This is a genomic window from Pseudomonas sp. NFACC37-1, from assembly GCF_900101575.1.
GTDB classification, from domain to species: domain Bacteria; phylum Pseudomonadota; class Gammaproteobacteria; order Pseudomonadales; family Pseudomonadaceae; genus Aquipseudomonas; species Aquipseudomonas fluorescens_AA.
On sequence record NZ_FMUZ01000011.1, the window covers coordinates 105,996 to 131,291 of the forward strand.

The following is a 25,296-nucleotide window of genomic DNA, read 5'->3' on the forward strand; positions in this document are numbered from 1 at the left end:
ACGCCGCGACTCAGGGCTGATGGCCGCGAACGCCAAGGATGGCGGAAGCGATCTGCTCCAGTGGCAGCTCGCGCTCGACCGCGCCCAGCTTGAACGCCTCGCGCGGCATTCCATACACCACGCACGACTCTTCATCCTGCCCCAAGGTCCTGGCGCCGGCATCACGCATCTCCTTGAGGCCCCGAGCGCCATCATCCCCCATGCCCGTCATGATGATGCCCAAGGCATTGCTGCCGGCGCTGCGTGCGACCGAACGGAACAGTACATCCACCGAGGGTCGATGTCGGCTGACAGGAGGTCCCTGCACAATATCCACCTGGTATTGGGCGCCACTGCGCTTGACCAGCATGTGAGTGCCTCCCGGTGCAATCAGCGCACGCCCGGGAATGATGCGATCACCCTGTACCGCCTCGCGAACCTCGATCTCGCAAACGTGATTGAGGCGCTCGGCGAAGGCGGCGGTAAACTTCTCCGGCATGTGCTGCACGACGACAATGCCTGGACATACCCGCGACAACCCTTGTAGGACCTGTTCAAGGGCCTGGGTGCCCCCGGTGGAAGTGCCTATGGCAACGATGCTTTCAGTCGTGCGAGCCATGGCCATGGACGCAGGGGCCAGGATCGCGTCGGCATTGAGCCGGGGCGGTACATCGACAGGCGCCCGGGCGCCCGCTACGCACCGCATGTTGGCCTTCGCCGCCGCCCTGACGGCCTGGACCAGTTCATCCGCACTTTCAGTCAGGAACTGCCGCAGGTTGGACTGTGGCTTAGTGACGATACTCACTGCACCGGCTGCCAACGCCTGCAAGGTGGTCTTGGCGCCCTTCTCTGTCAGCGTCGAACAAATCACCACCGGCGTAGGCTTTTGCGCCATCAGCTTTTTCAGGAAGGTGATGCCGTCCATTCGGGGCATTTCGACGTCCAACACGATGACGTCAGGCCATTGCCTGCTCATCTTCTCCATGGCGTATACCGGATCGATGGCAACATCGATCACCTGGATCCCGCTGGCCTGGTTCAGAACTGCACTCAGCACCTGGCGCACCACGGCGGAATCATCCACGATCAAGACCTTGATATCCGTCATCAGACATTACTCTTGGGCGATTCGAATACTTTGCGTACCGAGTCGGCATGATTGAGCTGAAGGCGTCCGGTGCTCACATCGAACACCAAGTGGCGATACCCCCGGCCACCTACGTGATACACCCGGCATTGCAACCCATGGTCCTGGATCAGGCGCCTGGCGGCGTTGACGTTCTGTTGGCCAATCCCGATAGCGTCACCGCGCTCCACCCCGGGAAACATGTCAGCCCCGCCAAAAAGGCTCACCTCGAACTGCTCGGGCCGGGCACCCGCTTGACGAATGCACTCGAACAGCAGCATCAACGCATCCGTCGCATAACGACCGTTCAGGTGTCCCGCGCCGTGCCCTCCCCGACGAGGCAACATGAAATGACACATGCCGCCCAACAAGCGTTGCGGATGCCAGAACACCAGGGCAACGCAGGAACCCAGTACCGTACATAAGCGCATCTGGCGCCCTCCGAACGCCACCTCGCCGGGCTGCAGGAAATACTCGACCACCCGAGCCATCTCAAGCATCCGGTTTACGATAGATCGAGGGCTTGACCACCTGCAATTCATCGCTGATGCCATTCAGGCTTTCCGAATGGCTCACGATGAAATAGCCACCCGGCCTCAGGTGTTTGCTCAAGCGCTTCACCACCTCGGACTTGGTCTGGTTATCGAAATAGATCATCACGTTGCGCAGGAAAATCACATCGAACTGCCCCACCGAAGGCAGCGCATTGTTCAAGTTGATCGAAGTGAATGTGATCCGTGACGCCAACGCGCGGTCGACCATGAAAATACCGTTGTTGCAACCCACGCCCTTCAGGCAGTACTTGTTCAACAGCGCCTCGGGAATACCGCGGATACCATCCAGTGGGTAGCGTCCGCCCTGGGCTTTTTCCAGCACCCGGCTACTGATATCGGAAGCGAGGATCTCCCATGGCCGGGTGCCCAGGCTGTCGGCCAGCACCATGGCCAGGGTGTAGGGTTCCTCTCCCGTGGAGCAGGCACCACTCCAGATACGCACTGGGCCATTGCCACGAAGCCCGGGAAGAATCACGTCGCGCAGAAACTCGAAATGCTTGGGTTCGCGGAAAAAGTAGGTTTCGTTGGTGGTCAGCAAGTCCACCGCCATTTGCAACTCGGCCCGATCCTTCATCAGCAAACGGTAATAGCTGCCATAGGTGGTCAAGTTGAAAAACTGCAGACGCTTGGCCAAGCGGCCACTGACCAGCTGTTTCTTGGCGACGGATAAGCTGATCCCGGCAATTTCATGAATCATTGACCGGAACTGCTGGAACTCGTTGTCGGAGAGAACGGCATTCATGCTTGCAACCCGTCCTCGTTGATGTTCGAAGGAAACAGCACCGGCCAGTCATCGCTTCCGAGCATGTGCTCGATGTCCAGCAACAAGACGAAACGGTCACTGAGCTTGCCAATCCCCACCACGAATTCAGGGCTAAGGCGCCCCTGGAGTGCCGGTGCCGGCTCGATCTGCTCGGCCGGTATCTCCAGCACCTCGCTGACGGCGTCCACGATGATGCCCACCAGGCCTGTGCCACCGCTGCCGTGGACTTCCAGCATGACGATGCAGGTGCGTGGGTTTTCCAAAGTCTGGGCACCGCCAAAACACAATCCGAGATCCAGCACTGGAATGGCCGCACCGCGCAGGTTGGTGATGCCGCGAACCTTTGGCGGCGCCATCGGCAACGGGGTAATCGGGCCGTATTCGACAATCTCCCGGACGCACAGGGTACCTACCGCAAACATCTCCTGACCCACGCTGAAGGTCAGGTACTGTGGGGCTGCCGTCCCTGGGGCCGGCGAACGCGACGCGGATATGGACATGTTTCACTCCTCGGGACCCACCACAGGCGGCGGCCCCCTCTCAAGACAACGTACGCACGCGTGGGCGCGACGACTCAATGCAACTGGCTGGCGATCTCACGGACACACAGCACCTGGTCGAGCTGAAGCACCGTCAGGAACGCCCCTCGTATCTTGACCATCCCTCGAATGAAGTCTTCACGGATCCGGTTCCCGATCGCTGGCGCGGCCTTGATGTCGGCCAGCTCGATTTCGATCACCTCGCTCACCGAGTCGACGACAATGCCCAGCACGTGGGGTTCGCCTTCCTGGATCAACTCCAGGATAACGATGCAGGTCCTGTTGCCTTGCTGCGTGGTGCCCTTGCCAAAGCGCGCCTGCAGATCGATCACCGGGACCACCGAACCGCGGAGGTTGATTACCCCGCGGATAAAATCCGGCATCATCGGTACGCTTGTCACCTGGCCGTATTCGATGATCTCGCGCACACACAAGGTATCGATTGCATAGACCTCCCTGGCGGACACGAATGTCAGGAATTGCAGGAACTCGCTGTCGCAAGGGCTCTGCGGCGCATACTCGAAATGACTCACGACTGCAGCGTCCATGGCTCAACTCCCGAAGCGAATGAAACCGCCTTCCTGGGCATGCTCACTGCTTTGCATGCCGCCCAGGCTGGAAGAAGCAGCCCGAGGAACGGCAGACACCGCCACCCGACCCTGCAGGGTGAAAAAGCCCATCAACTCCTGCAACTGTTCGGCCTGGCTGCTCATTTCCTCGGCGGTGGCGGCCAGTTCCTCGGAAGCCGAGGCGTTTTGCTGAGTGATCTGACTCATCTGCGACATGGCGGTATTGATCTGCTCGGAACCGATGGACTGCTCTTCAGATGCAGCGGCGATCTCCTGGACCAAATCGGAAGTCTTGGTGATCGAGGGCACGATTTCATCCAGCAGGTTGCCGGCCCGTTCAGCCAGGGCAACACTGCTTTTGGCCACCTGGCCGATTTCCTGCGCCGCGACCTGGCTACGTTCAGCAAGTTTGCGCACCTCAGCGGCGACGACCGCAAAGCCCTTGCCATGTTCACCGGCACGGGCCGCTTCGATGGCCGCGTTGAGCGCCAACAGATTCGTCTGATAGGCAATCGAGTCGACGATCCCAATCTTCTCCGCGATGGTTTTCATGGCCGAGACGGTGTCCTTGACGGCCTGCCCACCCTCGCTCGCTTCCTTGCTCGCCTTGCCGGCCATGCCATCGGTCACCTTGGCGTTCTCGGTATTCTGAGAGATCGACGCCGACATTTGCTCCATCGACGCCGACGTCTCTTCAACCGACGCCGCCTGTACCGAAGCCGATTGGCTGATGCTCTGGGCCGTGGCGGAGATCTCTTCCGAGGCACTGGAGAGCGAATCGGCGGAACTGCGAACCTCGCCGATGATCTGCGAGAGTTTGCTCACCGTTTCGTTGACCGCGTTCTTCAGGTCTTGCAGGCTGCCCTGGTAATCACCTTTGACGCTGCGGGTCAGGTCACCACCGGACAGGGCCACCATGACCTCCATCGCCTCGCTGAGCGGCGCGACGATCGAGTCCAGCGTGCTATTGATCCCCGCCACGATGCGGCGGAAATCCCCTTGATGGCGAGTACTGTCCGCACGGGTATCGAGCCGGCCGACCACCGCATTCTCGCTGAGCATCTGGGTGTCTTCGATCAGCGCCTGGATGTTGCGGCGCAGTTGTTCGATGTTGTCGTTGATAAAGGCTTTTTTGCCGGGGAACTGGGCCAGGGGCGCCGACAGGTCGCCTTCACCGAAAGAACGTATGCAAGCCATGGCCTGTTTTTTCACGCTGATGTGGCCATCGACCATGTCGTTGATGCCTTGGGCGATCTGACGGTACGAGCCTTGGAATCGCTGTACGTCGATATGCACATCGATGTCACCTTTCTCATGCTCCTCCGACATGTGACGCATCTCTTCGATCAACGCCATGATGGTGCTGCGCAGATGCTCGATGGTGACGTTAATGAACGCCTTCTTGCCGGGGAACGCTTGCAGAGGCGCCTGCAGATCGCCCTCGCTGATCGACTTGATGCAGGCCATCGCTTGCTTCTTGACGTTGATATGCCCGGCAACCATGTCGTTGATACCTTGAGCCATCAGCCCATAACTGCCAGCGAAGCGTGCCGCATCGATCTGCACGTCGATGTCGCCTTTGTCGTGCTCCGCGGACATCTGGGTCATATCGCTGATCAACTGATTCAAGGTCCCGCTCAGGCGGTCCATGGAACCCATCAGTCCGGTACGTTCAAGGCCATTGCTACTGCCTTGCACGTCCAACTGCCCGGCCACGAACCGCTCCGCCAGCAGGCGTACATCGTCGGGCTCGCCGCCCAAGGTGTGCAGCAGCCGGCGTACCAGGAAGAAACCGATCAAGCCGATCACCAGCAAGGTGGCGCCACCGACCAAGGCAATGCTGTAGATCGCCGTCTGTTCGGTCGATGCCGCGATCGCTGCGTTTTTTCGTCCCAGGTCCAGGTTGTGCTGGCGGATATCACTCAAGGCCGAAGTAACCTTTTCACGTGTCACGTCCAGGTCGAGCAGCACAGTGCGGGCTTCAGGGGCTGCATTGCGCAGGGCGTTGTCGAAACGCTCCACACCCCGGTTGTATTCGTTGACTGTGCTGCGCAAGGCGCTGAGCAGCGTCGCATCACGATCGTCGGAGACGAACTCTTTCTGGTAGCGATCGAGTGCCTGGAGTACCGACTCCTTGTCACTTTGCTGGGAACTGTCGGCAGGTCCGGACAAGCTCTGCCATTGGCGGCTGTGGCTATCTGCAAGGGCCAGGGCCACATGATCCAGCAACTGCAGGCTGGGCACGGTATTGACTTGCGCATAGCTGGCGGTGCTCCTGACCCCACCCATCAGATAAAGACTGAGACTGACCAGGACCAGGATGCCCAACAGAGCAGAGGCGACCAGCAGCGAGATATTTTTTTTGACGGTCATGATGCTGTACTCCAGGGAAAACTATTGAGTCAATTCAGGGCTGAGGGTCGTACCGTGCTTCTGTCGGCTGACGACTTGCCCGAGTAGTTTGGGAATATCCAGGATCAACGCGACTGCTCCGTTCCCCAGGATGGTGAAGCCGCCCAGTCCATGAGCTGTACCGAAAATCTTGCCCAGCGGCTTGATCACCGTCTGGAACTCACCCAGCAATTGATCGACGACCAGGCCCACCCGCATCCCCGCGTAATGCACCACCACGATGTTTTCACGGCCATGGTTAGGCTCATCGATGGCGAACATCTCGCGCAGGCGCAGAACTGGAAGCACCGAGCCCCGCAGGTCTAGGAATTCTTGATTGCCGTAGTCGTCGGTCGACAGTTCGATGCACTCCTCGACCAGGTCCAGAGGCACGACATAGGAGGCATTGCCGACCCCGATCAGAAAACCATCGATGATGGCCAGGGTCAGCGGCAGGCGGATACGCACCGTGGTGCCCACGCCCTCCTCGCTTTCCAGATTGACCGAGCCGCGCAGGGCAACGATGTTCCGTTTCACGACATCCATTCCCACGCCGCGCCCGGACAAGTTGCTGACCTGATCGGCCGTGGAAAAGCCGGGTTCGAAAATCAGGTTGAGAATGTCGCCGTCGGCCAACTGTTGCCCTTCGGCAACCAGGCCGCGCTCCATCGCCTTGGCCAGGATGCGTTGCTTGTTCAGGCCACCACCGTCGTCACTGACTTCAATGACGATGCTGTTGGCCTCGTGATAAGCATTGAGGCGAACCGTGCCCTGCTCCGGCTTGCCACGTTCACGACGCAGTTGGGAAGGCTCGATGCCGTGGTCCATGGCGTTGCGCACCAGGTGGGTCAGGGGATCGCCGATGCGCTCGACCACCGTCTTGTCCAGCTCGGTCTCGGCGCCAAGTACTTGCAAGACGATGTCCTTGCCCAACTCCTTGGATACATCGCGCACCACCCGCTGGAAGCGGTTGAATGTGCCGCCAATCTGCACCATTCGCAGGGTCAGGGCACAGTCGCGCACTTCCTCGACAAGACGCGAGAGCGAACTTGTCGCTTCAATCAGCTCGCCGATGCCGCTTTGGATGGCCCCCAGGTTGGCGCCAGCACCGGCGATGATCAGCTCGCCCACCAGATTGATCAGTTGATCCAGTTTGCCGGCGTCGACCCGAATCAGATTACCTTCGGCCGGACGGGCCTCTTTTGCCCCCCGGCTCTTGGTCACGTCATCGCGCATCGCCTGGTCTGGCACCACCGGGGCAATCGCAACAGTCGTCGACTCGTCAGAAGACGAACCGGCCAGCCATGCCTCACGGGTCACGGAACCACAGGCGACAAAGGCCTCTACCATGGCATCGGGCTCAGCTTCGAGACGGCCGATCAACGCCCGGAAACCCGCCAAGTCGCCGTTGCACGGCAACACGCAGATCTGGCTGCCCTCGCGAACAAAGTCGAAGGCCCCTTCAATGGTGGCCTGGCCGGCATCGCTGACAAACCCCAGTTCAAACCCCAGGTAACACGCTTCCGGATCCATCGTCGCGATATCCGGCATGCCATCGGTCATGCATACGACTGCACTGATTTGGCCGAAACTGTTGAGGTAGCGCAGCAACGAAAGCGGATCCATACCGTTACGCAGGACGTCCGGACACAGGCGAAGGGACAGATGCCAACGCGCGGCACAAGCCGATTGCGGCGGCTCGATCGGTACCTGGGACAGCTCCGGTTCGTGACGGTTTTCCAGGTAACGGTTGAGACGCTCGACCAACGCCGCGCCCTGCCGCTCATGCTCTGCGGTCATGCCTTGCAAGTCACCGTGGCTGGCCAGCAATTCAATCAGCGTGCACAGGTGGTCCCGCACTTCCAGGAACAAGGCACTCAGCGACTCGTCCACCCGCAGTTCATGTCCACGGACGCGATCCAGTACGCTTTCAGCCACGTGGGTAAAGGCTACGATCGGCGTGAAGCCAAACAGGCCGGCGGAACCTTTGATGGTGTGGGCGACGCGAAACAGCGCGTTGATGGTGTCCACATCGTCCGGCGCCTGTTCGATCTGCAACAGCGCGTCTTCCATCAGAAGCAAGAGCTCTTGGCTTTCGGCGATGAACGTCTGTAGCACGTCGTCCAGATTCATGGGCGAACTCATGGTTTCAACCTCTCTGCCGACGGGTCGTCGACTCGTCGAAAAAGCTGTGCAGCCCACTCATATCCAGTGCATCGAGCACCGCTGTGCTGGGATTGCTCAGCAACAGACTGGAGCCGTGGCGCAGTGATTCCTGCTTGATCAGCACCAGCAACTGGAGCCCGGCGGTATCCATTTCGTCCACGCCCCCCAGATCCATTTCGACTTCCTGAGCCAAGGGAAACAGCTCCAGCAACAGGTCTTTGCGTTCAGCGGCGGTGTAAATGGTCAGCGGCCCTTCGAGAACCAGAATCCGACGCAGACAAGCCGTGGTGTTTGTCATGACAACCTCCTTTTCCAGGAACTCTGGGCAGTGCTACGGCATGATCAGTTTGGAGACGGCGCCCAGCATCTGAGCCGGCTGGAAGGGCTTGACCATCCAGGCCTTGGCACCGACGGCCTGGCCCTGTTGTTTCATGGCCTCACCGGTTTCGGTGGTCAGCATGATCACGGGCGTGAACTTGTAGGCCGGCAGCTGTTTGGCTGCCTTGATGAAGCTCAGGCCATCCATGTTCGGCATGTTCACGTCACTGACAATCAGGTGGATCTTGCGTCCGTCCAGTTTGGTGAGGGCATCGCGGCCGTCGACACCTTCAATGACCTCGTATCCGGCGCCCTTCAAGGTGATGCTCACCACTTGGCGAATGGAAGCAGAGTCATCGACAATCAGGATGGTTTTGCTCATGGGGAAACTCCCTAGAAAAAAGTGATCTCGGATGAAGGACTGCTCACCACAGGCTTACCGTGATGGATCGCGTGCTGTTCAGGCATCGTGTAGGTGCTTGCCAATTGCTCAAGCCAGGTATCAGCGATAATCGGGCCAGGTGTACCGCCGGCGAGGGCCAATTGCTGGCGTTCGGCGATATGCGCATGCAGCTTGCAAAGATCGTTGTTGACCAGGGAAAGCATCTGGCCCACCCGATCCTGGAACTGCAGGGCGACCAGTACCCCCGATATCTCAATGGCAACGTTTTCGCTTTGCTGCTGGAGACTGCTGCTGGTATCGACGATGGCCTGGGCGTTGTGCCGGAAGTGCTCGATCACCTGGGACACCAGTTGCTCTGACTGAGCCAGGGTTTGCGAGTCCTGCTGCGCCTGATGCCGGGAAAGCTCGACGGTGCGGGAGATGGCAGCATTGACAGTGTTCACCGTTTCACTGATTTTCTGCCCCGTCTCCCCGGATAAGCTGGACAGCTTGCGCACTTCATCCGCCACCACCGCGAAGCCGCGCCCGGCATCCCCTGCCCGCGCCGCTTCAATGGCAGCGTTGAGCGCCAGCAAATTGGTCTGTTGGGCGATATCACCGACGAACTTGGCCATTTCCTGCAACTGCGAAGTGAAGTCGGAAAGGAGCAAGACCTCCTTGAGCTCCGACTCCTTGCGCAAAAGCGCGTCGCGCAGGGCAACCATGATCGAATCCAGGTCCCGCTGGCCAACTTCAAGGATTTCCAGCAACCGAGCTCCTGAACTCTGGCCTGCGCCGTGGGAAGCAGAAACACTGATGTCCCCCGACAACGTCGCGAAGCGGTTGCTCAGCTTGAGGATCGATTCCTCGCTGAGGATGCGCGCCGCTTCGATCTGGTGGCTCCAGATCGGCAGTACCTGCGCGCACACTTCGCCCAGCCCTTCATCGGGTGAAACAGCCAGCGGGAGGTGACCTGGCTGATCGTCTTGCCGGGCGTGCAAACGGCGGCTCACTAAACGCTTGCTCCACATGCCCATGAACAGCGAGCCCAGCAGGACAAAAGCGCAACTGACTGCACTGCGCAGGGTGAAGTCCGCGTTGATCAGAATCGCGGCGCAACCGAGCGCTCCCGTCAAACCCGCAGGCAGCAGCATCAAGATCAGGGGGGAGGAAATTACCTGTCCTTTCACCTTCATCTCTCCAGTTCAGTGCGGATCCGGCGGGATCTGCGCAAGAGCATCCACCCTTGGGATGCCCGGTTTTGTTGGCCTGAAGAGATAATGGCCAAGTAGTGGCAGCGAAACTATCGGAGCATCCTGATTTGCAGCTAAGGATTGCGGCTGCGCTGTAGGAGAATTCCTACGACCCGCCGACAACCCCCAGGACGCAAAAAAAACCAGCGACAAGCGCTGGTACGAAAACTCAGGCTCGCACCGCGCTACCCGAAATGCGCCTCGCTGCCTTGCACCTTGCCGGCCCAGAGCACTTCAAGGTTCTTGAAACCCCAGGTTTTCTCCGACTCGAAGCTGACAATCCTGTCCTGCCCGCAGGCCAGATCAACGCTTTCGGGCGGAAGTGGCGTGCGACTCGACGCCGAGAAGAAAACCTTCACGGTGGGCGTGAGCAAACATTCGGCGTGCTGCTCCATGACCACCGCCAACCTGCCGCTTTGCAGGCGCACCAACGCGCCCACCGGATAGATACCAATGCATTTGACGAAGGCGTGAAAGACTTTCTGATCGAAATGCCCAGTCCATCCGGCCATTTTTCGAATGGATTCGGCGGGGCACCAGCGATCTCGATAAGGTCGGTCGGACGTCACGGCGTCATACACATCGCACACAGCAGCCATGCGCGCGAATAGGCTGATTTGGGTTCCGCACAACTTATGGGGATAACCAGTGCCGTCCACCTTCTCATGGTGATGCAGACAAACGTCCAGCACCCGGGCCGTGAAATGCCTGCTGTCGGACAGCATCCTGGCTCCCGCCTCAGGGTGGGTGCGCATCGTCGTATATTCGTTGTCATTCAAGGCTAATGGTTTAGCCAGGATGGCCGTGGGTATCGTCATCTTGCCCACGTCATGCAGCAAGCCGGCCAACCCGGCCTCTTCCACCAGCGGCGGTGGTAGATCCAGTTGACGAGCCAAACCAATCATCAACCCACAGACCGCGACGGAATGCATGTAGGTATATTCATCGGCGTTCTTGAGGCGCACCAGACTGAGCAGTGCGTCAGGATGACGTAGCAGCGAGTCGGATATTTCACCCACCATGTCCGTGACGCGATCGAGCTCAACGATACGCCCCATTCGCAAATCGCCGAACATCTCCATGACCGCAGCCTTGGACCTGGAGCAAAGCTTGAGCGCCCTCGACAACTCTTCACTCATCGACACCCGGGGATGGGGGCCGGCGGCTTGCGCGCAAGATTGGTCAGACGCACAAGGAGGTTGCCGTCCACCCCGATCCGCCTGCACAAGGCTTTCATCAGGCGCAGAAGCCGGCACATCCGCCCCCTTTGAAGGGTCGATCCATGCACCGGCGATGCCCGAAACAAGGATTTTTTCCAGCACTTCTTCATTCTGGATCAGGAAGCTCTTGTTCCAGAACGGACGTTCTACACAGGAACCAGATAGCTCCTGGACATACATTCCTACGCAAAGATCGGTCACGCCGATATGTTTCAGCACGATGCAGATCCCCTTTCTAACCCCAACCGACTTCCCTGAATTGTCCGAACGCAATCACCAAGTGCGGTATGTCTTGGATTGGTTTCAGGATGCCACTCCGGCCTTTGAATAATAGCCATGAGCCATTAAGCATAGAATCAGAGCAGTCCTATTTAGGCTTAGGGATTTAGGATGATGGCGTAGGAATTTCCCTACAGTGCTCCGTTCAACGGACATGGTTTCCAACAGAGTGAGCTATTTTATTTTTGCTTTGCGCGGCAGGAAAACCTGGCTATTCATGCGCAGGTTCGGCATTGACCTTACCGCGAAAGACCCAAAATCCCCAGATGTTGTAAGCCAGTGTCACTGACACCAGAACAGCGAAACCGATGAGTATGATGCCTCCCACGCTGGCAATCAGCCCAGCGCGCGCCAAAGCTATTCGTCATGCAACAAACGGTAGGCGCCTCCCACGCCTGGCGCGACATCGTCGTTGTCCGGCGCGGTCCATTGACTGACCGCAGCGCCGGCATCTTTCAGCGCGAAGACCAACCGGTAGAACTCATCGGGCGGGACGCGCGAAAGCGCCATCGCGAGGATCGACAGGTTCTGAATGACGTTGAGCAGAAACGCCGTGTCCGCCATGCCATGGTCGAACAGGTAGCGTGACATTGCGCTGGCCCAGACGATGTCCGTGCTCGATCTGATCTGCCGGAACAGGTCGGCGCGCTCCGCCATTTCATGTTTGCGCGGATCGACCACCGGTAGCTTTTGTCCCCGATGCTTGCGCGCGGCCTTGATTTTCGAAGCGATAACCGGGTGGTTCTCCGCCCCCTGCGAAGCTTGGGGCCGGATGCATGGACGGAAAATGTTCAGTTACAGAATCGATATCTGAGCGCGGAAATTGTTCATTAATTTTGCCAGGTGGTTAGGCAGGCGGTTCCCATGTCTCAGAAGGTGTTCCACACAGCCATGCTCGCGATGCTGGTCGCGCAGTGGCTCTGCGCTCTATTGCTGAGGGCCACTCAGGAAGATGGTCACCCGAAGAAAACCAAGACGTGCCATTCATTATCTTGCGCTCCTCTGTCTTGCGGCGAGCGAATAGGTCACTTGTACTATTGATATAGATGACTCTTCAGCATCAAATGGACCTGAGGAGTGTGCTTCGCTGATTCAATAGTGTTCTGCCCTTGCCACTTCTCTGCTGTCTTATTCAGATGCACTTAGCTAAAAGTGGCAGCCCTGCCACAGGAATGGCGGCTGATTTGCCAACCGCGGCCCCTTCACCGGTTTACACCGTACGGCGACGAGTAATAAAGGGAGTTTCCATGAAAAACAAAATGAAGAAAGCACGTTGGACCATTGGAGCGGCGCTCGCCCTTTCAGTGGGGCTCGCATTTAGCGGCACCGCAAGTGCCTTTACCTTTGAGCACGGCTGGAGTTGCCAGAATAAGTGGTATCAAATGGGGCTTATCGAGCTGATTGCCTGTGGGGGTGGGGGCGAGGGTTGATCTACTCAGGGATTTTTTGCACTGTGAAGGCACATACAATAAACCCTTTAACCATCCAATAACTGGGGCGTTGCAAAATAATGCAACGCCCCAGCAAGATTATAAGCATCCACCTTTTAGCTTTCTGATTAACAAGCACTCATTCTAAAACAACGCAACGCAATTAAGTCCACACTCTTGAAAACCCCAACCCAGAAGGAATGACTGTATGCTTTTTTATAAAACACCATTACTCACACTTCTCTCTGCGTTTGCACTTTCATTAACAGGGTGCTCTACGATCGCACCTGAGCGTTCCGCTGCAAGTGAACTTATGGGAAAAAACATCCAGGAAGCATATAAAAAATTTGGCAAACCCTCTTTGACTTTGACAGAGCACTCAGTAAGTTCAAGCCATGAGTTATATGGACAAAAAATATACGTGTTCGACAGATACGGAACCAGTTACGACCAGCAAACAGTTGTAGGCTCAAACATGGACACTTCATCCGGACAACTGGTCAATGTCCAGCAGATTCAAACAAACCATATTCAGGAGCGCTGCACTGTAGCGTTCTGGGTTAATAACAAAAGTAGCGTAATAGATTATTACGAGGTAAAGGGGAACTGTGGAATATTTGGATCAGGACTAGGAAACACTGGAGCGCTTCATTACATGGGCATCAATTAAAAATATTAAGCAAGCTCTGAAACTGCGCTAATCATCTAGCCATCGCCAATCCCCGCCGCAAGTTCAATCAAAGTGTCGACACCTTGATATTCATTCACCCTCATACTGGATTCAGGGTTCTCTCAGCCGGCCCAGACAGGATAATTGCAATATCGAGGAGACGCTCGACGTAGGTGGAGTCTACGTTACACAGCTCGAACGACAGCAATCCGCTGCTCCAGTTTCCAAGGGCCTGGCGAACTAAGGATCCAGGTTAGAGTCAACGCTTCTGAATGGTTTAGGAGTATGGATATATGACCACTACCTATAGCGCCCCTGGGATCATGATCGTCGACATCAATGGATACGCCGATAACCACACGCCGATTGTCGCTGTCCCCCGAAGGGGTGCTGTACCTGGAGGGAGGTCGCCCGATTCTGCGCCAGCTCGAAGAACTGGAGAGCGCGCTCAGCAGCCGTCAGCCCACCTTGCAAGGCCGGTTGCGGATCAATGGCACGCTGGGTTTCAGGCGGCAGCACCTCGCCCCCGTGGTATCGAGCTTTGCCCGGCTGCACCCGGAACTTGAGATTTCTCTCCAGCTGACCAGCCACTGAGCATGCTGGACGATCAATTCGATAGCGGCGGGTGCATGGGCGAGCCGCCGGACTCACGGTTGATCGGCATTCGTCTGCTGGAGAACCCACGTATTCTCTGCGCCTCAGCGGGATACCTTGAAACTATGCCTGAACTGACCACCGCTATTGCGAACAAGCTCGTGCACCCATTTGTTTATCGCGTTCAATCCTGGAGTGCGCGAACGCGCTGCATGCGTTGCTGCTCTACCGGTGCAGCGGCCACCTGCAGTTCAAAGTCAAAATCAATCTGCGCAAAGCTCCCCTCCACACCAAACTCCCGCGCCAGTTGCTGATCGTCACTGAAGCGGATCTGTGCAATCAACTCATCGCGTGTCGCATAGGCAAAGTCATCGTACAGATGCGGGTCGCCCGACAGATTGATTTGTGTAGTCAGGTGTCGATAACCCGGTGCCGAAATGAAAAAGTGAATATGCGCTGGCCGTTGCCCGTGGCGCCCCAATTGGTCGAGCAACTGCTGGGTCGGTCCAGTCGGCGGGCAGCCATATCCCGACGGTACAATGCTGCGAAAGCGGTAGTTGCCCTGGACATCGGTCTCGATGCGCCGACGCAGGTTGAACTCCGATTGCGTTTTATCGAACCAGGAATAGGTACCGGCGGTATTGGCTTGCCACACGTCGACGATCGCCCCCGCAACGGGTTTACCATCGGTATCGCGCACCTGGCCGCGCATGAACAGCGGTACCGCAGGGTCCAAGCCATCATCCAGGCGTGCTTCGTACTTGGACAACGGCGCACCGGCCACGTACAACGGACCTTCGATGGTGCGCGGCGTGCCGCCGGTCTTGCCCGCTTCTTCGTCGGCGGCGTCCATCAGCATATCCAGGTAATGCTCAAGGCCCAGGCCGGCGACGAGCAAGCCAGCCTCCTGGTTCTTGCCCAACTCGTTCAGGTAGTTGACGGCCTTCCAGAACTCTTCCGGGGTTACGCCCAGGTCTTCGATAATGTTCACGGTGTCGCGCAAGATCCGGTAGATCAACGCCTTGGTGCGCGGGTTACCACCGTCGTTGAGATTGCCGCTGACTTCTTCGAGAAAATGCTGGGCGTGGGCAGTCTGGGAAATTCGAACGGGCATGGTGTACTCCTCATCTTGTCGTTATTAGTTAGAAAGCAGGCTTAGCTGTCGTTCTCATGGATCGACGACGGATGCCGACACAGGGCGTCCACTTCGATGGCCATGTAGGGAAAAAGCGGCAGTTGCATCAGCAAGTCATGTAGATCCTGAGCGCTATCGACATCGAACACGCTGTAGTTGGAATAGTGCCCGGCGATGCGCCACAGGTGGCGCCATTTGCCCTCTTGCTGCAACCGTTGCGCCAAGGCTTTTTCTTCGGCCTTGAGGCTGGCGGCACGTTCGGGGTTCATGTCAAAGGGCAGGTTCACGGTCATTTTTACGTGAAACAACATGGCAGGCGCCTCTTATTGTTTGTCGCGACGAAAGAACGCCAGGCGCTCTTCATCAATAGCCAGGCCAAGGCCCGGAGCGGTGGAGACATGCAGTTGGAAATCGCGATACACCAGCGGCTCGCTGAGAATATCTTCGGTGAGCAACAGCGGGCCGAACAGTTCGGTGTCCCAGGCCAGCTTGTTCAGGGTGAGGAATGCATGGGCGGAGGCCAGGGTGCCGATGCCACCTTCAAGCATGGTGCCGCCGTACAAAGCGATACCGGCTGCTTCGGCGATCGCCGCCGTGCGCAATACCGCTCGCGGGCCGCCATTCTTGGCAATCTTGAGAGCAAACACCGATGCGGCACCTTCGCGCGCCAGGTTGAAAGCATCCTCGACACATTCGATGGATTCATCCGCCATGATTGGCGCCGGGCTCGACAGGTTCAGCCGCGCCATACCAGCACGGTTGTTGCGTGCGATCGGTTGCTCGATCAGGTCGATACCGTTGTCACCCAGTACCTTGCACGCTCGCAGCGCCACGGCCTCATCCCAGGCCTGATTGACGTCAACGCGGACACTGGCGCGCTCACCCAACGCCTTTTTGATCGCGATCACATGGCTCAGGTCGCGGCTGACTTCACCGGCACCGATCTTCAACTTGAAGATGCGGTGGCGGCGCAGGTCGAGCATCTTCTCGGCTTCGGCGATGTCTTGCTCGGTGTTGCCACTGGCCAGGGTCCAGGCCACCGGCAAGGCGTCACGCACACGGCCGCCGAGGAGTTCGCTCACAGGAAGATTCAGGCGTTTGCCCAGCGCATCGAGCAAAGCGCTTTCGACACCGGACTTGGCAAAGGTATTGCCGCGGATACTGCGCTCCAGACGCAACATGGCGGCGTTGATATTGCTGGCGTCCTGACCGATCAACAGCGGCGCAAAATGGCAGTCGATATTGATCTTGATGCTATCGGGGCTTTCGTTGCCGTAGCTCAGGCCGCCAATGGTGGTGGACTCGCCAATACCTTCGATACCGTCGGCGCAGCGTACGCGGATGATCACCAGCGTCTGGTTTTGCATGGTGTGCATCGCCAGTTTGTGCGGGCGGATAGTGGGGAGGTCGACGATAATCGTCTCGATCGACTCGATGGCGCAAATCGGCATGATAATACCCGTTGGGTTCTTTATGGGTTTCAGCTGATTCTGCGCCGCACATTTCCCGGCTTCCAATATAGAATTAGTCTTGATAAATACTCTGTAGGTATGAATGGAGCCATCATGGAACTGCGTCATCTGCGTTATTTTCAGGTGCTGGGCGAAACCCTCAACTTCACCCGCGCCGCCGAACGCCTGCACATCGCCCAGCCGCCATTGAGCCGACAGATCCAGCAATTGGAAGAGGAACTGGGGGTGATGCTGCTGGAACGTGGCCGGCCGCTGCGCCTGACCGAAGCCGGGCGGTTTTTCTATGAACACACCAATGTGTTGCTCGAACAACTGACCAAGGTCTGCGACAGCACGCGACGCATTGGTCAGGGCGAAAAAACCTGGCTGGGCATCGGCTTCGCCCCATCGACCTTGTATGGCGTGCTGCCGGAGCTGATACGACGGCTGCGAACCCATGAGGCGCTGGAACTGGAATTGGGCCTGTCGGAGATGACTACCTTGCAGCAGGTCCAGGCGTTGAAGGCCGGGCGCATCGATGTGGGCTTCGGTCGCATTCGCATCGACGACCCCGCGATCGTCCAGCGCGTACTGGTGGAGGATCGGCTGGTGGCGGTGCTGCCCGCCGCTCATCCGTTGCTCGCTGCGCCCGCAACCCTCGCCCAACTCGCCGCCGAGCCGTTTGTGCTGTACCCCGGCAACCCACGCCCCAGTTATGCCGACCATGTGATCGCGTTGTTCGACGCCCACGGCCTGAGCCTCAAGGTCGCGCAGTGGACCAATGAGTTGCAGACCGCCATCGGCCTCGTCGGCGCTGGAATGGGCGTGACGCTGGTGCCGGCCTCCGTGCAAGTGTTGCATCGCGCGGACATCGGCTACACGCCAGTTGTGGAAGCCACTGCGACCTCGCCGATTATTCTCAGCCGAAGGGTAAATGATAAGTCACCGGGGCTCAGTCATTGTTTGCAATTGGTGGAGGAATTGATCTGAATTCGTGTAGCCGACAAAATAGTTGCGCCAGACGATTCCACACCGGCCCTATCACCCAACTCAAAACGGGCCCTCGGAATCCGCCCGCCAGCACGCTGAGCGAGCTGGCCGCCGATACACCAAAGAAGCAGCCACCCGTCCAGGCTGCACACGCCGTGAGACTCAGCAAGCCTTCGATGCTTCGCCCAGACGATGGTAGGCCCGATTGAAGTACACCAGTCCCTCGTCCGCGCCGCTCTGGCGAATGGTCTGGATCTCGCAATAAAAAATACTGTGGGAGCCCACCTCGTGGACCTGCACGATGCGGCAGTCGAAATTCACCAACGCATCAAGCATCACCGGCGCACCACTTTCCAGGGTGGTCCATTCTGTGACGGCGAAGCGTTCATCCATCGTCAGCGTGCGGTCGGCAAAAGCGCCGGAGAGTTGCTGATGATCGCCGCACAGGGTGTTCACGCACACCGCGCCGTTACGCTTGAAATGCTCGTTGGAATGGGAAGAGCGGTTCATGCACACCAACAATGTGGGCGGCGAATCGGTCACGCTGCATACCGCCGAGGCGGTGAAACCGAACCGGCCCGCCACGCCATCGGTGGTGATGACCGACACGGCGCCACCGAGCATGGCCATTGCATTGCGAAAATTGCTTACATCTACCATGGTCGAATCCTCAGATATCCAGCACGAGTTTTTTGGATTTTGCGCGTGAGCAGCACACCAGGATTTGGTCGTTGCCAGCCTTCTCATCGTCGGTGAGGTACACATCGCGATGGTCCGGTTCGCCTTCGAGCACATCGCACAGGCAGGTCCCACACACACCCTGCTCGCAGGAAATCTCGATCTTGATCCCCGCCTGTGCCAGCGCGGCGAGAATGCTCTGCCCTTCGGCCACCTGCACGGTCTTGCCACTGCGCGCGGCAACCACTTCAAAACTGCCGCCGGAGCTGTCCACCTCCACCTGGAAATACTCCTTGTGGATATGCGCCTCGGTATAGCCCCGATCACGTGCCCCCTGAATCACCCAGTCCATGAAACCGGCGGGACCGCAGGTATACAGATGCACACCCGCCTCGCCCCGGCCCAGCACCTTGTCCAGGTCGAGCCGCTGTTCGACGCTTTCGTTGTCGAAATGAGTGAATACATTCGCCGCAAACGGCGCGCCGGCCAGCTCAGCGAGAAACGCACTGCGACCTCGCTCACGCCCGCAGTAATGCAGTTCGAAGGCCTTGCCTGCCGCGTGCAGGCTGTAGGCCATGGCGATCATCGGCGTGATACCGATACCGCCGCCCAGCAGCAGCGAACGACACGCATCGGCGGCCAGTGGGAACAGATTGCGCGGTGCGCTGATCTGCAACTGACGACCTTCGAGCAGGTATTCATGCACCCCCACCGAACCGCCGCGCGAGGCCGGGTCCTTGAGTACGCCGAGGCGGTACATACGCGTGTCGGCCGGGTTGCCGCACAGCGAGTACTGTCGCACCAGCCCCGAGCCGATATGGAGATCGACGTGCGCTCCGGCATCGAACACCGGCAGCGGCGCGCCGTCGCGACGGATCAGGTCGAGGACGACCACGCCGTCCCCTTGCAACTCGCGCTTGCACACGACTACGTCCAACAGTTCTTCAATCATGGCCGTTATTCCATGGAATTCGTAAAGACCGCCGTGGCGGCTCGGTAATAGTCAGCGCATGAACAGGCCACCATTCACGTCCCAGGTCGCCCCGGTGGTGAAATAGGCCTCGGGCCGCGCCAGTTGTACAATCAGATCAGCCAGAAAATCCGCATCGCCCAAGCGCTGCACGGGGATATTCGCCAGCAGCCCCGACAGGCGCTCCGGCGGTATCGCCGCGCGCACCGCCGCCGAATCGATCGGCCCTGGAGCAATGGCGTTCACCGTAACCCCACGTGCGGCAAATTCCTTGGCGAAGATTTTGGTCAGCGTCACGATGCCGCCCTTGCTCGCGGCGTAATGCGCGCCGGTTGCAGTGCCGCCGTTCTGCCCAGCCAAGGACGCCATGTTGATGATGCGCCCATAGCCGGTTTCCGCCATGTACGCGCCCAATACCTGGCAACCCAAGAACACGCTGCGCAGATTCAGGCCCACCACGGCGTCGAACTCCTCGGGGCTGATCTGCATCAGCGGCGTAGTCTTGGTCACCGCGGCGTTATTGATCACCACGTGCAGCGCGCCGAATCGCTCCAGCACCTGGGCCAAACCGTTTTCGAAATCGGTCTTGCAGCCTGCGTCCAGTTGCAGCGCGAGAGTGCGCTCACCATCGGGGTCCAACTGACTGGCGCAAGCTTGGGCGGCCTCAAGCTTGATGTCGGTGATCACCACCGAATACCCCGCCCGCAGCAGGCTGGCACAGAAATGCTGCCCCAGGCCCTGCCCTGCCCCCGTTACCAATGCGATCTGGCTCATGTCGGCGCTCCTTAAAGGATGTAGCCGATGCCGGCGAGGGCATCGTCACTGTTGATCAGGCTGACCACTTTGCGGTGGATCTTGAAACCGCGCTCACAACGGATCAGGTCGTAGGTCAAGTCAGCGCTGTAGAACTTCAGGCTTTCCTTGCGGAACTCACGCACGCTCTGCGCACAGCGCACGGTGACGTAATGGCCGTCATCGCGCATCACCCGGAAGCGCGACTGCATGCGCACAGTGCGTGGTTGCGGACTGGTGGAGATCGACTCGCCACCGATCAGACGCTGTACTCGCAGCTCACGCATATGATGATCGTCGTAGGCGTAATTGAGGGTGTTCTCAAAGTCGGTTTCCCTGGGGTCGATGGGAATGATGTAGGTGCCTTTTTCGGTCCACATCCTCAACCAGCTGTCGTATTCACCGTGGTCGAGCATGTCGCCTTCCTGCCAGATGAAAGCGGTCACTTCTTGCAGTAATTGCAGATCCATAAGGTTCTCCACGGTCAGGCCGACATCATCTTCTTCCACTGCTGGTAACCGGCGCGCATGCCGGTTTCGGCACTCACATCGGATACCAACCCGTCTTCACTCGCCTGCTCGCCAGGCAGGCCCCGGTTGAGCATGATCCACAGATCTTCACCGGCGCTGGAGCCCTTCTGCACGCGCTCCCAGGCCTCGGAATCATCCGGGGTGCCGAAGCCCATCGGTCCCTGGAAGTGCTCATGCAAGCGCAGGCGATAACGGTTGGCCACGGCCGGACCGCCGTCCATGGTGATCACCGAATGGTGGATTTCGGTCTCGGTCACTGAGATCGGTTGCAGCACCCGGAAGAACGCCATCGAGCACGCAACATTGGGAAACAGATTGAGGTTGAAGCCAGTACCGCCCACCGCGCGTACAATGCGGCGCACCTGTTGCTCCTCGATGCCTTCGTCGCGCAGTTCGGCCGCCAACTCCTCGAAGCGCTCGGGGATCGGCTTGTCCAGGTCAGCTTCGAGGTCGATCAGGTCAGGAATCATCACCATCACGCTGTGGCCGTTGCCTAGGTCCTCGACGTAGCCAGGGCCCTTGACGAAGTCGAAGAGTTCCATCGTTTGCTCATCTACCGACGACAGGAAACTCTTGTGCACCAACGGGAAGTGGTAGGCATCGGTAGTGTTTTCCAGCTGGATCTTCCAGTTACCGGGGAAGCGGAAACGATGTTCGCCCGGAACCTTGATGCCATAGCCGGCGCCCTGCTTCATGAACAGATCCATCCATTTCTTCGCCGCGCCGAGGTAATCCTCCAACGGCTCGATGTCGTCCTTGAAGGTGGCGAAGATCATGCCGGCGTAGCTTTCAGTACGCAGGCTGACCAACGGCAGCTCGGCCTTGTCGATGCAGTCGCCATAGCTTTCCGGGTGCGGAATGCCGCGCAGCGAGCCGTCCAACGCGTAGCCCCAGCCGTGGTATGGGCAAACAAAACTGTTGGTCTTGCCTTTTTTGTGTTCGCACACGGTGGCGCCACGATGGCGGCAACGGTTGAGCAGTACGTGCACGTCTTTCTTGCGATCACGCACCACAATCACCGGCTGCTTGCCGATGTAGGTGGTCTTGTAGCTGCCGTTATCGGGGATCTCGCTGGCGTGGGCCACCCAGATCCAGGTGCTGTAGAAAATCTTCTCCAGCTCGGCGTCGAACAGTTGCCCGTCGGTGTACATCGACGTGTGGACGCGGTCGGCCTGCACCAGATTGGCGGGATCAACGGCCAGGTTTACAGCGGGAATCAGCTTGGTCATGGGAGTGTCCTCGTCGGCATCAAGTACGCTGAATGATCAGCTCGCGCCCAACCCGGGCTTCAACCTTGGCGTAGCGCCAGAGCTTGTAAGGACCATCGCCCACCGGAGTGCTGCGAAACAGGTTGCACGCAGCATGCACGGTCTCGATGTCCGGCACGTCGGCCAGCAGGTAGGTAGTCCACGGGAAGCCATCGGACGGCCCGACCATGCTCTGGTCGTCATCCATGTTGCCCAGCACCTTGACCCCGGCGAGATCGTGAATGCCGTTCCACATAGCGCTGAACGCCGCCCACACCTGCAATTGTTCATCGCGCGGGGCATCGAAAAAATTCTGGTTGATGCCCATGCAGAACAGCACGCGCAACATCTTTTTATCGCTCATTTTTCTTTCTCGACGGTTAGAGATAGCCAGGCAGAGGCTGTTTGCCGAAGAACATGGCTCCGGCGTTCTGGTAGGTGATATCGCCCATGAATGCGTGCTGGGTCACCACCTGTGCATCGTTGACGCAGCGCGCCAGTGGGCTGTCGTTGTACACGCCGCTCATGCCCGAGAGCATCTGCGCGGTCCGCGCCACATCCGCGGCTACTCGGGTGGCATGGGTCGATGAGAGGCGCAGCAGGTTGATCGCGGCCGCGGGCACTGCATCGCCGGCCAGTACGTAGTCCCAGGCGCGGTCGATGGACTCGTAGAAGAATGCCCGCGCGGCCCGCAATCCGGCTTCCGCCCGGGCGATGTCGACCTGGGCCAGGGGCCGATCGGCAATCGCCGGGGCCCCGGTGACCGAGACACGTCCGCTGGCCATATCGGCCAGGGCATCGAGTGCCGCGCGGGCCACGCCCAGGCCGACCACCGAAAGCACCTGGGTGGCGAATGACAGCGATGGGTAGCGGAAGAACGGCTCGTCCAGGTTCGGCAGGCCGCCGCGCACGAAGGTCCACTCTTCGGCGACCCGTACATTTTCGGCCACCAGATCATGGCTACCGGTGCCGAGCAAACCGACGGTGTCCCAGGTTTCTTCGATGCGGATCTCACTGCGCGGCATCACCGCGATACGCGGCAGGCCGAAGGTATCTCCGTTTTTCGGGGCGATGCCGACACCGACGATGTCCGCGCCCAGTGAGCCGCTGGAGTACTTCCAGCGACCGCTGACCACAAAGCCGCCATCGACTACTTCAGCCGGTTGCGGCGGAAAGATGCCCCCGGCGAACACCAGATCGGGACCGTCGGCATACACCTTGGCGATGCTCTCGAGCGGCAGTGCCGCCAGGTAGACCGGGCTCATGCCGAAACTGGCAACCCAGCCGGCGGAACCGTCGGCCTGGGAAATGCGCTCGATCACCTGACAGAACTCCGCAGGCGAACGCTCAAGGCCACCAAAGCGCTTGGGCACCAGCGCCCGGTAAATGCCGTGTTGCTTGAAGGCGTTGATCACATCCTGCGAGATGTAGCGCTGACGGTCGAATTCACCAGCACGGGCACGCTCACGCACCTCGTCAAGCAACACATCAAAACTGGGGCCACTGGCAAGCGAACTCGCAACATCTACCGCTGGTTTTTTTAGCGAATGCATAGATTTACTCCGTCGACAGGAACGGTATGGGCTGAGCTGAAAGTCAGAGCCGCGCTTGGATGGAAAAGCGGGCAGAGCGAATGAGCGGTGCTGACGCAGTTGACGGGCCTTGGGCCTGAAGGACGACTGCGCGGGCAGAGCGAGCGGGATGAATCGGCATGGTGGTTACCTTTGTTTTTGTGGGTGCCGTTGGGGCGAATCTGAGTCAATTTACATGAATTGTCAATTGATTTATCACATTTAAAAACACCACAAATCACGTATAAAATGACAAAAACAAACCACAAAACAAAAATATCTCATTGTTTTTTATATATATTTAATTTTTTATCTGCTGAAAAAACCATCAACCATATAAAACATTTTTATATGGTTTTTTAGTGAGTTCGAAAGCGACTGACTCTCCGCTATCGCGGGCAAGCCCGCTCCTACACTGGATATGCAGGCAAGCCACAGATGCCTTCAGCGCAACGGCGAGAACGGCGCCGGCAGGTAGACCGTGGAGTGCATCTGCAAGAGCTGCGGCGCGGAGTTTTCCGGTGGCCAGGCGCCGTCGGCTACGCAGCGGGTACGCACTTCAAGGCGCTGTTCCAGCGAGCTGTAGGGCCAGATGTGCAGGTAGCGCGGAATCTGCCCGCTGGTGGCATAGAACGCGGCATACACCTGGGAATAAGCCGCCCCGGTGCGACGCGCTACGGCCTTGCCCCAACCCTGCAGCGTTGGGGCTAGCCCACTGGGTACGAGGTTGTATTCGCGCAACTCGTAGAACGGGCCATGAACCCCGGGCGGCAACGGTTCGATAAAGGCAAAGGCGCTGTAATCATCGACTTGCTGGCCCAACAGAAATGCGCCAATCCCAAAGCCATCGACCGCTAGCAGATACCGTTCGCGCTCGCGTTCGCGAAACTCGCCATCGTCGAACCCACGCAGGACTGCGATACGATTCTGCGAACCGATTTCCGACACCCAGCAGCCCATCAAATGGACACCCTCGCCCGCCTCTCGCAAGCTCTGCTCAAGACGTAGCAAAGCTTCAGGCACCGTTCGTACACGCAGGGTAAAGGTCAATAGTTCGAACAGTTGCACGGCGGTCTCCAGAAGGTCATGCGCAGGGCGCGACCGCCGTTATCGGCAGTCGCGAGACAATCAAAGGTTGGGGGTTGTCAGTGAGCGCGCCGGGTCACCGTGCAGCAGGCTGGGGCACCGGCAGCTCGGCGTCACTGTTCCACGCCTGCACCGGGCGGCCGAAGAGGTTTTCGGTCTGAAAATGCGCCATTCTCCACTGCCCTTCTTCTTCGGCGAAGCGAACCGTCAGGCGTGCCGCATTGAGATGGGAGGCGCCGCTGGCGAAGGTGGACGTCTGCAACATCACCCAACTGCCGATGACGGCACCGTCCTGCACCTCGATCAGTTCGCTCGTGAGGAAGTGCACATTGAGGGCAAAGTGCGCCGGCGTTTTCATGTAGCCGGCAAACATCGTCGCAATGGCTTCGCGCCCGCGGTAACCGCCAAAACTCTTGGCGTACTTGGCGCCCTTGCCCTCCCATACCGCATCCTGGGTGAACAGACCAGCCAGCTCGTCAAGCGGCGTATGAGCGTCGAGCGCGTCACATAGCACCATGTAGCGGTTCATGCAGGCGCGGACTCTGTCCTGGATTTCTAAGCGGCGCAGGCGTTGTTCCAACTCTGCGCGCGGGATCACAGTGCTCATGCTCAT

26 protein-coding genes and 3 pseudogenes are annotated in these 25,296 nt (G+C 58.7%); 4 read left to right on the forward strand and 25 right to left on the reverse strand.

The window, feature by feature from the left end:
• Nucleotides 1–10: 10 nt before the first annotated feature.
• The 13 genes and pseudogenes from BLP82_RS14495 to BLP82_RS31630 form a co-directional block, all read right to left on the reverse strand.
• The gene (locus BLP82_RS14495) at nucleotides 11–1,087 is read right to left on the reverse strand and encodes a protein-glutamate methylesterase/protein-glutamine glutaminase (RefSeq protein ID WP_092168988.1); all 1,077 of its coding nucleotides are present in this window, start codon (nucleotides 1,085–1,087) and stop codon (nucleotides 11–13) included.
• Nucleotides 1,087–1,605, reverse strand: coding sequence for a chemotaxis protein CheD (locus BLP82_RS14500; RefSeq protein WP_368665045.1), 519 nt, complete (start codon nucleotides 1,603–1,605; stop codon nucleotides 1,087–1,089). The genes BLP82_RS14495 and BLP82_RS14500 overlap by 1 nt, the downstream gene beginning before the upstream one ends.
• The gene (locus BLP82_RS14505; RefSeq protein WP_060742933.1) at nucleotides 1,598–2,401 is read right to left on the reverse strand and encodes a CheR family methyltransferase; all 804 of its coding nucleotides are present in this window, start codon (nucleotides 2,399–2,401) and stop codon (nucleotides 1,598–1,600) included. The genes BLP82_RS14500 and BLP82_RS14505 overlap by 8 nt, the downstream gene beginning before the upstream one ends.
• A complete protein-coding gene (locus BLP82_RS14510) occupies nucleotides 2,398–2,922 on the reverse strand; it encodes a chemotaxis protein CheW (RefSeq protein ID WP_092168991.1) in 525 nt (174 codons plus the stop codon). The genes BLP82_RS14505 and BLP82_RS14510 overlap by 4 nt, the downstream gene beginning before the upstream one ends.
• 74 nt (nucleotides 2,923–2,996) lie before the next feature.
• Nucleotides 2,997–3,509 (reverse strand): chemotaxis protein CheW, encoded by a 513-nt coding sequence (locus tag BLP82_RS14515; protein ID WP_060742935.1) that lies wholly within the window; start codon nucleotides 3,507–3,509, stop codon nucleotides 2,997–2,999.
• Nucleotides 3,510–3,512: 3 nt separating this feature from the next.
• Nucleotides 3,513–4,349: pseudogene (locus tag BLP82_RS32010) on the reverse strand (methyl-accepting chemotaxis protein); the annotation flags it as partial.
• A gap of 51 nt (nucleotides 4,350–4,400) precedes the next feature.
• Nucleotides 4,401–5,903 (reverse strand): annotated as a pseudogene (locus BLP82_RS32015) (methyl-accepting chemotaxis protein); the annotation flags it as partial.
• Nucleotides 5,904–5,924: 21 nt separating this feature from the next.
• Nucleotides 5,925–8,054 carry a chemotaxis protein CheA gene (locus tag BLP82_RS14525; RefSeq protein WP_092168997.1) on the reverse strand — a complete coding sequence of 710 codons (2,130 nt, stop codon included), beginning with the start codon at nucleotides 8,052–8,054 and terminating at the stop codon, nucleotides 5,925–5,927.
• A 16-nt stretch (nucleotides 8,055–8,070) separates the two neighbouring features.
• Nucleotides 8,071–8,385: an STAS domain-containing protein gene (locus BLP82_RS14530; protein WP_092169000.1), complete on the reverse strand. Its 315-nt coding sequence runs from the start codon at nucleotides 8,383–8,385 to the stop codon at nucleotides 8,071–8,073.
• A gap of 33 nt (nucleotides 8,386–8,418) precedes the next feature.
• A complete protein-coding gene (locus BLP82_RS14535; protein WP_013692986.1) occupies nucleotides 8,419–8,787 on the reverse strand; it encodes a response regulator in 369 nt (122 codons plus the stop codon).
• A gap of 11 nt (nucleotides 8,788–8,798) precedes the next feature.
• Nucleotides 8,799–9,401: pseudogene (locus BLP82_RS31625) on the reverse strand (methyl-accepting chemotaxis protein); the annotation flags it as partial.
• 824 nt (nucleotides 9,402–10,225) lie between these two features.
• Nucleotides 10,226–11,479, reverse strand: coding sequence for a cyclic di-GMP phosphodiesterase (locus BLP82_RS14545; protein ID WP_092169003.1), 1,254 nt, complete (start codon nucleotides 11,477–11,479; stop codon nucleotides 10,226–10,228).
• Nucleotides 11,480–11,896: 417 nt separating this feature from the next.
• A complete protein-coding gene (locus BLP82_RS31630; RefSeq protein WP_256574062.1) occupies nucleotides 11,897–12,220 on the reverse strand; it encodes a hypothetical protein in 324 nt (107 codons plus the stop codon).
• Nucleotides 12,221–12,786: 566 nt separating this feature from the next.
• Between BLP82_RS31630 and BLP82_RS14555 the strand changes: the two genes are divergently transcribed.
• From BLP82_RS14555 to BLP82_RS31635, 3 genes are all read left to right on the forward strand, one after another.
• Nucleotides 12,787–12,969, forward strand: coding sequence for a hypothetical protein (locus BLP82_RS14555; RefSeq protein ID WP_092169006.1), 183 nt, complete (start codon nucleotides 12,787–12,789; stop codon nucleotides 12,967–12,969).
• A 208-nt stretch (nucleotides 12,970–13,177) separates the two neighbouring features.
• Nucleotides 13,178–13,639, forward strand: coding sequence for a hypothetical protein (locus BLP82_RS30515; protein WP_139197857.1), 462 nt, complete (start codon nucleotides 13,178–13,180; stop codon nucleotides 13,637–13,639).
• Nucleotides 13,640–13,978: 339 nt separating this feature from the next.
• Nucleotides 13,979–14,233, forward strand: coding sequence for a hypothetical protein (locus BLP82_RS31635; protein ID WP_256576604.1), 255 nt, complete (start codon nucleotides 13,979–13,981; stop codon nucleotides 14,231–14,233).
• Between the two features lie 184 nt (nucleotides 14,234–14,417).
• On the opposite strand, the gene catA is transcribed toward BLP82_RS31635, so the two are convergent.
• From catA to BLP82_RS14575, 3 genes are read right to left on the reverse strand one after another with little or no spacing between them, the layout of a single operon-like run.
• Nucleotides 14,418–15,347 (reverse strand): catechol 1,2-dioxygenase, encoded by a 930-nt coding sequence (catA, locus tag BLP82_RS14565; RefSeq protein ID WP_092169009.1) that lies wholly within the window; start codon nucleotides 15,345–15,347, stop codon nucleotides 14,418–14,420.
• A 41-nt stretch (nucleotides 15,348–15,388) separates the two neighbouring features.
• Nucleotides 15,389–15,679 (reverse strand): muconolactone Delta-isomerase, encoded by a 291-nt coding sequence (gene catC / locus BLP82_RS14570; RefSeq protein WP_092169012.1) that lies wholly within the window; start codon nucleotides 15,677–15,679, stop codon nucleotides 15,389–15,391.
• A 12-nt stretch (nucleotides 15,680–15,691) separates the two neighbouring features.
• On the reverse strand, nucleotides 15,692–16,819 hold the full coding sequence (locus BLP82_RS14575) for a muconate cycloisomerase family protein (RefSeq protein ID WP_092169015.1): 1,128 nt from the start codon (nucleotides 16,817–16,819) through the stop codon (nucleotides 15,692–15,694).
• Nucleotides 16,820–16,933: 114 nt separating this feature from the next.
• Between BLP82_RS14575 and BLP82_RS14580 the strand changes: the two genes are divergently transcribed.
• The gene (locus BLP82_RS14580; protein ID WP_092169018.1) at nucleotides 16,934–17,809 is read left to right on the forward strand and encodes a LysR family transcriptional regulator; all 876 of its coding nucleotides are present in this window, start codon (nucleotides 16,934–16,936) and stop codon (nucleotides 17,807–17,809) included.
• A 162-nt stretch (nucleotides 17,810–17,971) separates the two neighbouring features.
• Here the strand turns inward: BLP82_RS14580 and BLP82_RS14585 are convergent, their stop codons facing one another.
• The 9 genes from BLP82_RS14585 to BLP82_RS14625 all read right to left on the reverse strand — a co-directional run bounded on the left by BLP82_RS14585 (nucleotide 17,972) and on the right by BLP82_RS14625 (nucleotide 25,290).
• On the reverse strand, nucleotides 17,972–18,469 hold the full coding sequence (locus BLP82_RS14585) for a flavin reductase (RefSeq protein WP_092169021.1): 498 nt from the start codon (nucleotides 18,467–18,469) through the stop codon (nucleotides 17,972–17,974).
• Nucleotides 18,470–18,479: 10 nt separating this feature from the next.
• Nucleotides 18,480–19,439, reverse strand: coding sequence for a PDR/VanB family oxidoreductase (locus BLP82_RS14590; protein ID WP_092169024.1), 960 nt, complete (start codon nucleotides 19,437–19,439; stop codon nucleotides 18,480–18,482).
• 51 nt (nucleotides 19,440–19,490) lie between these two features.
• Nucleotides 19,491–20,231, reverse strand: coding sequence for an SDR family NAD(P)-dependent oxidoreductase (locus tag BLP82_RS14595; RefSeq protein WP_092169027.1), 741 nt, complete (start codon nucleotides 20,229–20,231; stop codon nucleotides 19,491–19,493).
• Between the two features lie 11 nt (nucleotides 20,232–20,242).
• A complete protein-coding gene (locus BLP82_RS14600; RefSeq protein ID WP_092169030.1) occupies nucleotides 20,243–20,719 on the reverse strand; it encodes an aromatic-ring-hydroxylating dioxygenase subunit beta in 477 nt (158 codons plus the stop codon).
• 14 nt (nucleotides 20,720–20,733) lie between these two features.
• Nucleotides 20,734–22,008, reverse strand: coding sequence for an aromatic ring-hydroxylating oxygenase subunit alpha (locus BLP82_RS14605; protein WP_092169033.1), 1,275 nt, complete (start codon nucleotides 22,006–22,008; stop codon nucleotides 20,734–20,736).
• Nucleotides 22,009–22,027: 19 nt separating this feature from the next.
• A complete protein-coding gene (locus BLP82_RS14610) occupies nucleotides 22,028–22,390 on the reverse strand; it encodes an IacB protein (protein ID WP_092169036.1) in 363 nt (120 codons plus the stop codon).
• Nucleotides 22,391–22,406: 16 nt separating this feature from the next.
• Nucleotides 22,407–23,579: an indole-3-acetate monooxygenase gene (iacA, locus tag BLP82_RS14615; RefSeq protein ID WP_092169038.1), complete on the reverse strand. Its 1,173-nt coding sequence runs from the start codon at nucleotides 23,577–23,579 to the stop codon at nucleotides 22,407–22,409.
• A gap of 462 nt (nucleotides 23,580–24,041) precedes the next feature.
• The gene (locus tag BLP82_RS14620) at nucleotides 24,042–24,665 is read right to left on the reverse strand and encodes an NIPSNAP family protein (RefSeq protein ID WP_092169040.1); all 624 of its coding nucleotides are present in this window, start codon (nucleotides 24,663–24,665) and stop codon (nucleotides 24,042–24,044) included.
• 94 nt (nucleotides 24,666–24,759) lie between these two features.
• Nucleotides 24,760–25,290 (reverse strand): nuclear transport factor 2 family protein, encoded by a 531-nt coding sequence (locus tag BLP82_RS14625; RefSeq protein ID WP_092169104.1) that lies wholly within the window; start codon nucleotides 25,288–25,290, stop codon nucleotides 24,760–24,762.
• Nucleotides 25,291–25,296: the final 6 nt, after the last annotated feature.